The organism is Acinetobacter sp. FDAARGOS_494 (assembly GCF_003812225.1).
Classification (GTDB): domain Bacteria; phylum Pseudomonadota; class Gammaproteobacteria; order Pseudomonadales; family Moraxellaceae; genus Acinetobacter; species Acinetobacter baumannii.
This window is the reverse complement of record NZ_CP033866.1, coordinates 1,719,358-1,732,511: the sequence shown is the minus strand read 5'-3', so window position 1 is coordinate 1,732,511 and position 13,154 is coordinate 1,719,358. Positions and strand designations below refer to the sequence as shown.

Annotated in this window: 14 protein-coding genes; 8 read left to right on the top strand and 6 right to left on the bottom strand. The window is 39.8% G+C overall.

Going from position 1 to position 13,154, the window contains the following annotated elements:
• Nucleotides 1-244 precede the first annotated feature (244 nt).
• The 5 genes from EG365_RS08390 to EG365_RS08375 all read right to left on the bottom strand — a co-directional run bounded on the left by EG365_RS08390 (nt 245) and on the right by EG365_RS08375 (nt 5,775).
• Nucleotides 245-2,413: a phosphocholine-specific phospholipase C gene (locus EG365_RS08390; RefSeq protein ID WP_001081733.1), complete on the bottom strand. Its 2,169-nt coding sequence runs from the start codon at nt 2,411-2,413 to the stop codon at nt 245-247.
• Between the two features lie 21 nt (nt 2,414-2,434).
• Entirely contained in the window at nt 2,435-2,569 is a 135-nt protein-coding gene (locus EG365_RS19545) for a hypothetical protein (protein WP_254974790.1), read from the bottom strand.
• 132 nt (nt 2,570-2,701) lie between these two features.
• Complete coding sequence (gene rph, locus EG365_RS08385; protein WP_001217232.1) at nt 2,702-3,418, bottom strand: ribonuclease PH; 717 nt, start codon at nt 3,416-3,418, stop codon at nt 2,702-2,704.
• Nucleotides 3,419-3,576: 158 nt separating this feature from the next.
• Nucleotides 3,577-4,719, bottom strand: coding sequence for a fatty acid desaturase family protein (locus EG365_RS08380; protein WP_086263486.1), 1,143 nt, complete (start codon nt 4,717-4,719; stop codon nt 3,577-3,579).
• Nucleotides 4,720-4,749: 30 nt separating this feature from the next.
• Nucleotides 4,750-5,775 (bottom strand): ferredoxin reductase, encoded by a 1,026-nt coding sequence (locus EG365_RS08375; RefSeq protein WP_000994547.1) that lies wholly within the window; start codon nt 5,773-5,775, stop codon nt 4,750-4,752.
• A 173-nt stretch (nt 5,776-5,948) separates the two neighbouring features.
• Here EG365_RS08375 and EG365_RS08370 point away from each other — a divergent pair, with 173 nt between their 5' ends.
• A complete protein-coding gene (locus EG365_RS08370; RefSeq protein WP_000027529.1) occupies nt 5,949-6,587 on the top strand; it encodes a TetR family transcriptional regulator in 639 nt (212 codons plus the stop codon).
• Between the two features lie 136 nt (nt 6,588-6,723).
• Nucleotides 6,724-7,371 (top strand): TetR/AcrR family transcriptional regulator, encoded by a 648-nt coding sequence (locus tag EG365_RS08365; RefSeq protein WP_001047029.1) that lies wholly within the window; start codon nt 6,724-6,726, stop codon nt 7,369-7,371.
• A 78-nt stretch (nt 7,372-7,449) separates the two neighbouring features.
• Here EG365_RS08365 and EG365_RS08360 read toward each other — a convergent pair whose 3' ends face one another.
• Nucleotides 7,450-8,067 (bottom strand): thiol:disulfide interchange protein DsbA/DsbL, encoded by a 618-nt coding sequence (locus tag EG365_RS08360; RefSeq protein ID WP_000737567.1) that lies wholly within the window; start codon nt 8,065-8,067, stop codon nt 7,450-7,452.
• A gap of 179 nt (nt 8,068-8,246) precedes the next feature.
• Here EG365_RS08360 and ubiG point away from each other — a divergent pair, with 179 nt between their 5' ends.
• From ubiG to argA, 6 genes are all read left to right on the top strand, one after another.
• On the top strand, nt 8,247-8,960 hold the full coding sequence (ubiG, locus tag EG365_RS08355) for a bifunctional 2-polyprenyl-6-hydroxyphenol methylase/3-demethylubiquinol 3-O-methyltransferase UbiG (RefSeq protein WP_000080759.1): 714 nt from the start codon (nt 8,247-8,249) through the stop codon (nt 8,958-8,960).
• Entirely contained in the window at nt 8,957-9,658 is a 702-nt protein-coding gene (locus tag EG365_RS08350; protein ID WP_000973871.1) for an HAD family hydrolase, read from the top strand. Before ubiG ends, EG365_RS08350 begins: the two co-directional genes overlap by 4 nt.
• 65 nt (nt 9,659-9,723) lie before the next feature.
• Nucleotides 9,724-10,470 (top strand): YciK family oxidoreductase, encoded by a 747-nt coding sequence (locus tag EG365_RS08345; protein WP_000877608.1) that lies wholly within the window; start codon nt 9,724-9,726, stop codon nt 10,468-10,470.
• A gap of 217 nt (nt 10,471-10,687) precedes the next feature.
• Complete coding sequence (locus EG365_RS08340; protein WP_000732885.1) at nt 10,688-11,098, top strand: RcnB family protein; 411 nt, start codon at nt 10,688-10,690, stop codon at nt 11,096-11,098.
• Between the two features lie 223 nt (nt 11,099-11,321).
• Complete coding sequence (locus EG365_RS08335; protein ID WP_000724538.1) at nt 11,322-11,642, top strand: RcnB family protein; 321 nt, start codon at nt 11,322-11,324, stop codon at nt 11,640-11,642.
• A gap of 120 nt (nt 11,643-11,762) precedes the next feature.
• Nucleotides 11,763-13,118 (top strand): amino-acid N-acetyltransferase, encoded by a 1,356-nt coding sequence (gene argA / locus EG365_RS08330; protein ID WP_001142457.1) that lies wholly within the window; start codon nt 11,763-11,765, stop codon nt 13,116-13,118.
• Nucleotides 13,119-13,154 lie beyond the last annotated feature (36 nt).

The following is a 13,154-nucleotide window of genomic DNA, read 5'->3' as shown; positions in this document are numbered from 1 at the left end:
AACCTGAGCAAGACAAAGCGATTATAGCTTTGTCGAAGCGCACGAATGTTATTAAGCCAACTGTTGTCTTTCGATACGTAATAAAGATTAATTAATCTTTATTACGTACTTTACTTTGGGCGAAACCAAAGTAACGAATTAGCTACTTCCACTGGATGAATAAACGATAAGACTCCGTCGTGCTAACTAATTTAAAATAACTATTAACTAAGACTTCAGCTTAATATTCATGCATTACAGCAACTTAAGACTCTAAATATCCCATATATGGATCAGAAATTGAATCTTCTTGAGTTTCTATACGTCCTGCAAAACGGCGACTAAACGTCGCATCGTCCGCTAATGTCACCGTAAAATCATACCAACCACCAAATTCAGACATATCCCAAACCAGTTCTTTTTCAACACTATTGGTTTCTATCACCCATGTCTTGTTTGGTAGATAAGCATTAGCTTTGACGTTGAGCTTGACTGTCTTATTACCATCATGACGCACTTTTAAATATAAATTCGCATCACATTCTTCTACACATACTCTAATTTCCGGTAATGCTTGAGTCTGATTAGCTTGACTTAAATTACCTTTAAACGCACGGTGAAAACCATTTGGTCCAAGTACCCATAAATCATACTGTCCATTGATAGTATTCCACGCGTCATCAAGCTGTTTGCCCGCCTCAACCATATAACGGCGTGGAATTGCCGTAAGATCTAATCGGTTATAGACATGGAAAACGGCTGCCTGTTTACCCGTATTGGAGAACATCAGTTTAACCGTTTTTTGAGTGACATCGACTTTGGCACTAGTGTGCAAAATATAAGGTAAAGCACGCGAAGGTCGAATTCCTATTTCCTGCTGAGGAAATTGTTGCTGGCTCGGAACAGAAACTTGCGGCAATAGTTCTTGAGCGACACGAATCGCATCGGCTTCGGCTTTTGTTTTCTTCCCATCTAGTTCAGCAACAGGCAAAAGATTCGGTGTTTTAAAATTAAATGCCGTTGTTAAATCACCACATACAGCACGGCGGTATGGGCTAATGTTAGGTTCTTGCACACCAAAACGTTTTTCTAAGAATTGTAAAATAGAAGTATGATCAAAGACTTGAGAATTTACCCATCCTCCACGGCTCCACGGCGAAATCACATACATTGGAACGCGTACACCTGGGCCATACACCCGTCCGTCTGTTTCGGGTTGAGATTTTGAAGTCGCTACTGCTGGATGGTTAAAGTATTCATAAGATACTTGTTGGTCCGTTAAAGTAGTTTTTCCATATACAACACCGTTTATATCTTTAGAAGGTGCGCTTGGTGAAGGAACATGGTCAAAGAAACCGTCATTTTCATCGAAGTTCACCAATAAAACGGTTTGACTCCACACTTGAGGGTTTTCAGTTAATACATTTAATACTTCCTGAATATACCAAGCGCCTTGTACAGGACTAGATGGCCCCGGATGTTCACTGTAAGTTGCAGGAGCAACTAACCAACTCACTTGCGGTAATTTACCCTGCGCAATATCAGCTTTAAAAGTTCCTAAAAAACCACCGTCTGGCATGGTATTGGCAATACCTTTGTAAAGTGGTTGAGTCACATCAATCTTTTCATCATATGCTGGACACGTTAGTGTGTCGTTACTGACAGGTTGACCAGATTGCTCATTTGCACGGCGATATTGCTTGAAACCAGCTAAAGGGTTATCAGTAAAGTTATCCGGCATGTTTTGATAAACTTTCCATGTCACGCCAGCCTGCTGTAAACGCTCAGGATATGTCATCCATTCATAACCTTCTGTTGATGGACCAATTCCATCAAATTCGTTGACCACACTCGCAACACCTGCGCCTGTAGGTCCATTGGTTCCCGTCCAGATAAATTTACGGTTCGGGTTAGTTCCCGCGTGCATGGCACAGTGGTAGGCATCACAAATCGTAAAAGCATTCGCTAAGGCAAATTGATATTCAACTTCTTGTTTTTTGTAATAGCCCATCGACTGCGGTTGTTTATGCGTTACCCAATCACTCATACGCCCATTATCCCAAGCACCTTGACCATCTGACCATGAATGATTTGTACCAGTAACACGCTGAGCATTTCCTAAATGACTATCTAAGTGGTATGGCAATACTTTCTTTTTGTTGGCGTCATATTGTTCCCAAACCTTTCGGCCTTCTGTCATAGGAATGGTAAAACGGTCGCCGAAACCACGTACACCTTTTAGTGTTCCAAAATAATTATCAAATGAACGGTTTTCCTGAGTCAAAATCACAATGTGTTTAACATCTTGAATTGTTCCACTTTCAACTTTGGCGTCAATTGCTAACGCTTTTTGAATACTCAGCGGGAAACTCGCTAGAGCAGCTGTCCCAAACATTGTTTTTGTAGAATTTAAAAGAAATTCGCGACGATTCATTAGTTCTATCCTGAGTTCTTATTATGGTGCACAGTGCATTTTGCAATTACTGGTAGGCGGTGTTGTTGGCGATGAATTATCTGAGTCGTTATCATCGTTACAAGCACTGAGCATGAGTGCTAAAGATGTAATTAATAAAATTGAAAGTTTTCGCATTGGTTTTTCCCAAACGGTTTAAATGCGAACTACTAATAAAGCGAAAAGGTGACAGGCAAGTGATGTTTTTATGTCGATTTGATGAAGGCATAAAAAACGCATCCGAAGATGCGTTTTTTAGAAAACTTAAACTTACCAGCCTAAAGCTTCTTGTTGCTTTTTAATGAGCTCGGCAATTCCTTTTTCGGCCATTTCTAACATGGCATTGCTTTGAGCACGGGTAAACGGTTTGTCTTCGGCAGTACCTTGAATTTCAATAAACTCGCCTGCTTGTGTCATCACGACATTTAAGTCAGTTTGACAGTTCGAGTCTTCTTCATAACAAAGATCAAGCAATACTTCGTCTTGATACATGCCTACAGAAATTGCAGCAACTAAGCCTTTAAGTGGATCTTGCTTAATTTTTTTCTGTGCAAGTAAAACATTCATCGCATCAACCAATGCTACAGCAGCACCAGTGATTGAAGCAGTACGTGTACCACCATCTGCCTGAATGACGTCACAGTCGATGGTAATAGTATTTTCACCAAGCTTTTTCAAATCAACCATCGCACGTAAGCTACGACCAATGAGGCGTTGGATTTCTTGAGTACGACCAGTTTGTTTGCCACGAGCAGCTTCACGATCACAACGTGAGTGTGTTGAGCGCGGTAACATGCCATATTCTGCTGTTACCCAGCCTTGACCTTGGCCTTTTAGAAAGCGTGGCACTGAGTTATCAATGCTTGCAGTACAAAGGACTTTGGTGTGACCAAATTCGACCAGCACAGAACCTTCAGCATAACGGGTGTAGTTTCGTGTAATTTTCACTTCACGTAATTGGTCTAATGCACGTTGGTCAATACGCATAATCCTTCCTAAATTCTCTTAAATACAAACTTGGGCATAGTATAGCAAAGGATTTTGACAGGTTGAGTTTATTCCCTACTTTCAAATGTAAGTCTGCACTTTTCATGACTTAAAAATAAAAATAGCCCCTTTTTAGGAGCTATTTATTGGTCTATCTATTAGGCAAATTTGAATTTTGCTTTTAATTTTTCTAATGTCTGCATCACTTTTGCAGTGGTGTGGTTTGGTAATGAGCATTTTGCTAAACGCACCCATACACTCCAGAACTGACGCATGAAATTAGCTTCATTGTAGTTAATGCCGTATTCTGCACAGAGTGCCTTAATTTTCGGTGCTACTTCTTTATAGCGGTTGGCAGGCATATCTGGAAATAAATGGTGTTCGATTTGATGGCTTAAATTACCACTCATAAAATGAAGCCATTCTGTACCACTAAAATTACTTGAACCACGAATCTGACGTAAATACCACTCTGCCTTAGTTTCAGTGTCGGTATTATCCGGCTCAAACGTTTCTGCATCTTCAGTAAAGTGGCCATTAAAAATCACAGCAGATGACCACAAGTTACGAATAATATTAGCAACTACATTGCCTGCAAAAACCGGTAAAAACATAGGACCAGAGATCACAGGGAAAAACACATAATCCTTTAAAACTTGGCGTGTTGCTTTTTTACGGACCTTAGCCGCATCTTTCCACACCTGTTTCCAGCTTTTGGTTTTATAAACTAATGCATCTTCAAGATGTAGATTTTGTACACCTACATACCATTCAAAGAAAAACATTAACTGTAGAGCCAAAGGAATATTAAATAGGTGACGAGGTTCCCACTTCTGTTGATCGCTTACTCGCAAAATGCCATAACCGACATCATGATCTTTACCGACAATATTGGTATAGGTGTGATGTACATAGTTGTGTGTTTCACGCCAGTCATCACCAGAGGCAATGGTATCCCAATCGTAAGTATTACCATTCAGACTTGGTTCATTTAACCAGTCAAACTGACCGTGCATAACGTTATGACCAAGTTCCATGTTTTCTACAATTTTAGAAATACCTAGTAAACCTGTACCCAATAACCAGACAGGTGGAATCCAACCACCAAACATCAACATGCCACGTGATGCGATTTCGGTATAGCGAACGAAGTTACGGACTTTGTAGATATATTTTGCATCTTGCTCACCAAGACTTTGCATAACATCTTGACGAATCTGTTCAACACGGCGGCCAAATTCTTCAATTTGCTCAGGGGTTAAATGAGCAGATTTAGAAGCCATAGAAACTTTTAATGCCATATTCATAGGGTTAATCCTCTGTAATTCTTTTTATAGATCAATTGTGACTGGGCTTAATGCCTGGCTCACGCATAGTTTAATTGGACGGTTCGGTTGGTCTTCAATTTCACCTGTTAACAGGTTTTGAGTAACTCCGCTCACTTTGGTACAACTGCATTTATTACAAACACCCATACGGCAGCCATGTTGCGGGCGTAGTCCCGCCTGCTCTGCACTGCTCAGTAAATTTGTTTCAGCTAAAAATTCGTGTTGAGCACGGCGGAAAATAACAGGCTGTGCTGCATGTGTACCAGTCACTTGGAGTGGTTGGAAATATTCTTGGTGAAGCCGAGACTGAGCACCTTTTTGCGCATAAATTTCATTCGCCTGCAGCATCATGCCGTGGTGTCCACATATATAGGTCGCAGTCTGCGCAAAATCTGGAACCAGCTTTTGCAGTAAGCTTTCAGTTAAATGCTGCTTTTGCTCGCTGGTATTAAAAAAATGATATTGAAGCTGTGGGTGCTGTTCTGCCAAAGCTTTTAATTCGGCATGAAAAATTTCTGCACGATTAAAATAAATGACATGAATTTGTTCAAGCTGCTGTTTCAAAGCTTGCTGCAAGAGTGAATAAATTGCAGTAATACCACTTCCTGAAGCAATCAAAATCGCAGGCTGCTGGCCTTGATGCAAAGTGAAATCACCTTGTGGCTGTGAAATTTCAACACACTCGCCCACATGTAATAGTTGAGCTGCACGAGACACCAAGCCTTGTACTTTAATACCTAAAGCGATTTCACCTTGAGTGGTTACTTCAATAATCGAATAGCTACGTTGTTGGTAAACGCCATCGATAAGCAACGTCAATAGAATGCTTTGTCCCGCACAAACCTGTTCGAAATTAAAATTACGATTTGGTTTAAGCTTGATCAGTACCATATCAGTATGAAGCGGCTGAACAGCGGTAACTTCTGCAAGTACCCTTTTCCAAGCCCAAGTCGCGTTAATTTTCTGCAAAACAAAATCAACGAAATCTTCTCGTACCCAATGTGGTTGATAGTTAAGTGTTGCGTTCATACGTTCCTCTTTTGTTTCTGGCTATTTATTTGAGTGAACACATGTTCGTATAGTGAACATATGTACACTATATTTATAAGTGTTCACTCAGTCAACACTTGTTCACTATTTTTTTTATGAAAGTTTGCTCTTTTTTGTTAGACTTTGGCTCACGGTTTAAATAGGTTTTTTTAATGTCGATACGGGATGAACGAAAACAGCAAAGTCGTCAGGCACTTCTCGATGCAGCCTTGCATCTGAGCACGTCTGGGCGTTCGTTCAGTAGTATCAGTTTGCGTGAAGTTGCACGTGAAGTGGGTTTAGTGCCAACAGCGTTCTATCGTCATTTTCAAGACATGGATGAACTCGGGAAAGAGTTGGTTGACCAAGTTGCCCTACATTTAAAAAGCGTTTTACATCAACTCGGCCAGAGTTATTTACAGCACAAGTCTGCAAAAACCCAAACCAGTATTGAGCTATTTGTACAGGCAGTGAACCATAGCCCTAAACAGTGGCAATTTATGATTGCTGAACGTTGGGGTGGTTCAGAAACGGTCCGTGCAGCCATTGCTAGAGAAATTGAATTTTTGATTGAAGATCTCACAACAGATCTGACTAAGCTCGAAAATTTTAAACATATTCAAAACCCTCAAGACTTAAATGTCTTATCTACCATTTTGACCAATATGTCATTTACATGGGCAATGACGTGGCTCAACCTCGCCAAACAATATCAAGGTGAGCAACTTAAACAACAACAGACTGCATTTATTGAAAATGCGTCTACACAAGTTCGCTTACTGTTTAGAGGCATTGCTAACTGGGAACGGTAAAACTGGCAAATGACAAAAAACAGGTTATGTGTTAATACGTAAAGAGTGAAAGAAAAAGGCGAAAATTTCGAGAAAAGTCTTTTTCTTTTTACAGGAAGTAAACTATTCGTTAGGCCAAACTGGTGTGGGAATACCTATGAATCTTGATCGTCATACACAGTTTTTGATGCGCAAAGAAAAAATTCTAAGCGTTGCAGAAAAATTGTTACTAGAAAACAATCAGGAAATTACTCTAGATGAATTAGTGGCCGAGCTAGATATTGCAAAAGGTACGCTTTATAAGCACTTTAGAAGTAAAAATGAACTTCTGCTTGAATTGATTATTCAAAATGAAAAACAAATTTTAGAAATTTCTCAAAAATATAATACTGATTTTAAAGAGTATGCGCCACGGTACATGCTCCACCATTTGCTCACACCGGGAAAAACGATTTTATTGCATCAACTTGAAGAAAATCTGACGATGACAGAGTCTAAGTTGAAGCATCTTTTTGAAGAGCTTTATGAAGTTCGTCAACAACGTATTCTAGCGATTAAAGACATTACAGAAAGTTATTTAAAATCATTAAGTTATGATATGTCGATTCGTGACTATTTATCTTATATCTGGTCACTCACTTACGGTGCATCGTTGCTTTTAAACTCAACTTATTATCAGCGCTCGATTGGTTCTCGCCAAAAATTAATTAATTTATATATTAACCAAGCCTTATCACTACCTACCCAAACCACCAATTTTGATGCGCTAAATTTTCAGATAGAAGACGAGAATTCTCAAAATTAATTGAATTATTTCGTGATTATGAAATAAATTTTATAAAAAAGGGCTTCATAAGAAGCCCTTTTTTAAAGCAATAAACTTTTATTTTGCCTTACGTTCTTTTTCAATTAAGTAATTAAGGACTTGGGTAACTTTACCATCTTCACCCTGTACAACATATTTACCATTAACGACAACTGCTGGAACACCTGTTAATTGGTACTGTTGAGCAAGTTTATTTGACTCGGCAACTTTTGCAGTTACAGCAAATGAGTTGTAAGTGCTATTAAATTTTTGTTCAGGCACACCGTAACGAGTAAAGAATTTAGCCGCAGAAGCCTGGTCAAAAATCTGCTGACCATTCACCTGAATTGCATGGAATAATGGTAAATGCGTGCGCTTACGTACACCTAATGCCTCAGATGTATAGTAAGTACGTGCCCCTTGTTCCCATACTTTGTTCATGGCTGCTGGCGTACGCACAAAACGTACATCACTCGGAATTTGTTTTAACCACGTTTGCATATGTGGTTCAAGTTTAAAACAGTGCGGACAGCCATACCAAAAGAACTCACGAACTTCGATTTTCCCCGGTACTTCCACTTTGCCTGGATTGGCGATTACGGTGTAGTCTTTACCAGCAACAAAATCTGCTGCCATTGCACTACCCGATACGGCCATAATTGCTGCACTCAAACCACCCAAAACCAATTTTTTCATTGTTACAGCTTTTCCTCTAAGTTGTTATGCATTAGCTTATGCCCTAAATATAAAACAAATATGCTAAATTCGTTTTGCTTCTGTGAAGTTTTTTATTGGGTTTATCGCTTTTTTCCCAATAATCGCTACACTAACGGCGAACTACATCAAAAAGATAACCCAAGTTTAGAGGTGACACCATGTCGCAATTGAATGTTGATTTACAAGAAATCGCAAAATTTGAAGCACTTGCTGCCAAATGGTGGGATCAACATTCTGAATTTCGCCCACTTCATCAAATCAATCCTTTACGCTTAAACTGGATTGATGAACGTGCAGGTGGCCTTGCCGGTAAAAAAGTACTTGATGTCGGCTGTGGCGGCGGGATTTTGGCTGAAAGCATGGCACGTCGTGGAGCAGATGTACTGGGCATTGATATGGGTGAAGCGCCTTTAGCTGTAGGCCGTTTGCATGCTCAACAAGAAAATGTTCAAAATATTGAATATCGTCAAATTCCAGTTGAAGAATTGGCGCAAGAACAAGCAGGCCAATATGATGTGGTCACTTGCATGGAAATGATGGAACACGTTCCAGACCCGGCATCCATTGTAAAAGCATGTCAGACTTTGGTTAAACCCGGTGGCCATGTGTTCTTCTCGACCATCAACCGTAACCCGAAATCTTATTTATTCGCCATTATTGGTGCTGAATATGTGCTGCGCATGCTGCCAAAAGGTACGCATGATTATCACAAGTTTATTCGCCCATCTGAAATGGCACATGATATTCGTAATGCAGGCTTAACGTTAAAAGAAATGACGGGCTTACACTACAACCCAATTACGAAGCGTTATTGGTTAGCGCCAAATGTTGATGTTAACTATATGGTTCATACAGTAAAGACAGGTGCATGATGAAGGCTGTTTTATTTGATTTAGACGGCACGCTCATCGATACGGCTGCCGACTTTATTCGTATTATTCAACAAATGTGCCGTGATGCAAGACGCCCTGTTGTAGAAGCCGATCTTATTCGTACACAAGTGTCTGAAGGTGCCCGTGCCATGGTCAAATTGGTCTACCCAGAGCTGGATGTGACCAATCCAATTTTCTTGGCACATCGACAAAATTTTTTAGATTTGTATGGCAATAATATTGTTGTCGATACTGACCTGTTTGAAGGGATGTATCCACTTTTAGAAGAGTTAGAAGCTCAGCAAATTCCGTGGGGTATTGTCACCAATAAACCACGTGGTTTAAGTGAATCTCTTCTAGAAAAGTTAAACCTGACGGAACGCTGTGCGGTTTTGGTATGTCCTGAAGATGTTTCTAAAACTAAGCCAGACCCGGAACCAATGTATTTGGCTGCAAAGCAGTTAAATATCCCGGCAAATGAAATCATTTATGTGGGGGATCACCCACGTGATATCGATGCTGGCCGCAATGCTGATATGTATACCATCTTAGCAGCTTATGGCTATTTACCTATCGAACATCGGGATGATTTAAACGCTTGGCAAGCCGATTCGATTGTAAATACGGTGACAGAATTACACGAGTTGTTACGTCAAAAGCTTCCTGCTCTACAGGAAAATCAGCGTATGATAAGTTAACACAAGAGTTTTATAAGCTTTTTTAACGGTTACTTATATCAATATAAAAAGAAGGAGGTTTACCAATGAAATATTCAGAATATCAACCTCGTCCGGATCTACTCAAAGATCGAATTATTTTAATCACTGGTGCTGGTGATGGAATTGGGCGAGCTGCGGCCCTCAGTTATGCTTTACATGGTGCAACTGTCGTCTTGCATGGTAGAACCTTAAATAAACTTGAAGTAATTTATGATGAAATTGAAGGTTTAGGCGCACCTCAACCTGCTATTTTACCCCTCCAGCTTTCGAGTGCTTCCGATCGCGATTATGACTTTTTAGTAAGTACGCTAGAAAAACAATTTGGTCGTCTGGATGGCATTTTGCATAATGCGGGTATTTTGGGTGAGCGAGTAGAACTTGCACATTATCCAGCAGAAGTATGGGATGATGTGATGGCAGTCAATTTACGTGCACCTTTTGCTTTAACCCAAGCTTTATTACCACTATTACAAAAGTCAGAAAACGCTTCTGTCGTATTTACCAGCTCTGGTGTAGGCCGTGAGGCACGCGCGCTCTGGGGTGCGTATTCTGTCTCTAAAGTCGCGATAGAAGCGGTGAGCAAGATTTTTGCGGCTGAGCATACTTATCCAAATATTCGCTTTAATTGTATTAACCCAGGAGCTACACGTACTGCCATGCGTGCTAAAGCTTATCCTGAAGAAGATCCGAAAACATTACCAACACCTGAGTCCATCATGCCAGCTTATCTTTATTTAATGGGTGAAGATAGCTTAACGCTCAATGGGCAAAGTATTGATGCACAGGATTAAATAATTACAGATGAAAAGCTAAAATAATTTATAGCCGATCATCACATCTGGCTTGGCTATACCTGAAAAGATATATACAAGCCTTTTTTATTATTGAGAAAAACGCTGGATTTATCCGTAATTTTAATTGAAGCATTAAATGATCTTCACAGTTTCTCTGCATTTTGCGCGTACAGTATTCAACATGAGAGACATCAGATGTAAACGAGGATGCATCATGAAAAAGTTGTTCACCATCTTAGCCCTTTGCATCACTGTACTGACCACCAGTATGGCAAGCTTTGCTGATCCTCCTTTTGACCGAGGACATGGCCCGAAAGGTGCTAAAGGCGGACCTCGTGGTGAATGGAATGATCGTGGGCATAAATTTGACCGTGACGATAATGGTGATCGTGTTCGCGATGAACGCCGTATGCGTGAGGAACGTGGCTTTGAGCGTCTGAAACAACATCGTTGGCAGCCAGGTTATGTGATGCCACAGCACTATCGTGGTAATGGTTATAAAGTCGACTATAAAGACAATAACTTACCTAAACCCGATCGTAACCAGCAGTGGTACAAAATTAACAATGACTATATTTTAGTCGACACGGACTCTAACAGTATTGTGAGTATTCGCGGTTTCTAAGATAGATAGCTCCTCACTATCGCTTAGTAGGAAAGGATAAAGCTGATCGGCTTTATCCTTTTTTGTATTTTTATATCAATATGATATTAAAATTTAAATCTTCTAAATTTCTTCTTATTTCATAGAAAATTTTCACATTTATTATTCTTCGCCTTCACGATTTATCTGTAATTTTTCACTAATCTTCAATTATCGAAATTTAATAGATCATTCGAGGTTTACGATGAAAAAGATAACAACAGCAATTATTCTTTCAATGAGTGGTTTAATCGCAACAACAGCAATGGCTGCGCCTCACGACCATTATCACCACCAAGGATATGAGACAAAAACCGTTAAAGTCATTCATAAAGATGACCATGCGAATATCTGGCGTGCAGGCCAAGTCGTACCGCATCAATACCAACATCCACGTTATGTCATTGACTACCGCTCACACCAGAAATTGACTAAGCCAGGTCGTTATCAAAAATGGTATAAGGTGAACGGAAATTATGTACTTGTAAATGAGCAAAGCCATAAAATTATTAAAGTAATTCGTTAAGTTCATAAAACATCTAACACCCAAATCTAATTTGGGTGTTTTTTTATCTAAAACATGCGACTTTGAGCTTTTTTGTTTAGAATCCTCTTTATATCTTTTTGCTGTTGATTCGAGATCGGTATGCCAACTAAGTCTTTAGAGAAATCACATAATAATACTCAGCATTATGTACATTGGTTCCGACATTCAGCACCCTACATCAATGCGCATCGTGACAAAACTTTTGTTTTAATGTTTGGCGGTGAAGCAGTCCGCGATCCTAATTTCGAACATATTATTCACGATATTGCCTTATTACATTCTCTTGGCATCCGTTTAATCTTAGTGCATGGCGCACGTCCACAAATTAATCACAACCTTAAAGAAAAAGGGATTGAAACCCCTTTTTATGATAACTGCCGTATTACTACACGCGAATCTTTAAGCTGTGTCATGAGTGCTGTAGGGTCTATTCGGTTAGAAATCGAAGCATTGTTATCTATGGGTTTAGCCAACTCTCCAATGTATGGCGCTCGAATAGATGTCGTATCAGGTAATTTTGTAACCGCTAAACCTTATGGTATTCGTGAAGGAATGGATTTTCAGCTTACAGGCGAAGTTCGTTCAATAGATACAGACGCGATTGAACGTCATCTTGATAACAATAATATTGTTTTACTTGGTCCAACGGGCTATTCAACCACAGGTGAAGTATTTAATTTAAGAGCTGAAGAAGTTGCAACCAAAACTGCGACTTATTTAAAGGCAGATAAATTAATCTTTTTAGGTGAGCAACAAGGTTTACCCAATGAAGATGGGCAATTACTGCGTGAATTAAGCCCACACCAGCTTGATTATTATATTCAACAATACCAAACCACCCACCCAACCCTAACCCTACATTTGCAAGAAGCAAAAAAAGCATCTTTATCGGGTGTACATCGTGTCCATCTAATTTCTTATTCTTATGATGGCGCACTTATTGAAGAACTCTTTACGCGTGATGGTGTGGGTACCATGATTACCGATGCGCATTATGAAGAAGTTCGTATGGCACATATTCAAGATGTCGGCGGGTTAATGAACCTTTTACGCCCATTAGAAGAAGAAGGCATTTTGGTGTATCGCTCACGTGAGCGTTTAGAACAAGAAATTAACCAGTTCGCTGTCATTGAACGAGACGGTATGATTTTGGCCTGCGCTGCCCTTTATCCAATTCCGACTGAGTTTAATGAGACACGTTCAGCAGAAATTGCTTGTGTAGCAGTACACCCAAGTTATCGTAAATCGAACCGTGGCAGCCAAATTCTGCAATTTCTCGAAGAAAAGGCCAAACAACAAGGTATTCGTCAATTGTTCGTTTTAACCACCCGTACCGCGCACTGGTTCTTAGAGCACGGTTTCCATCAGGTGAGTGTGGATGACTTACCAAATGCCCGTCAGGCACTTTATAACTATCAAAGAAATTCTTTAGTCTTTAAAAAATTGCTTCCCTAGACTATGCATTTTTTAAGATATTCTTATTTCAGATAA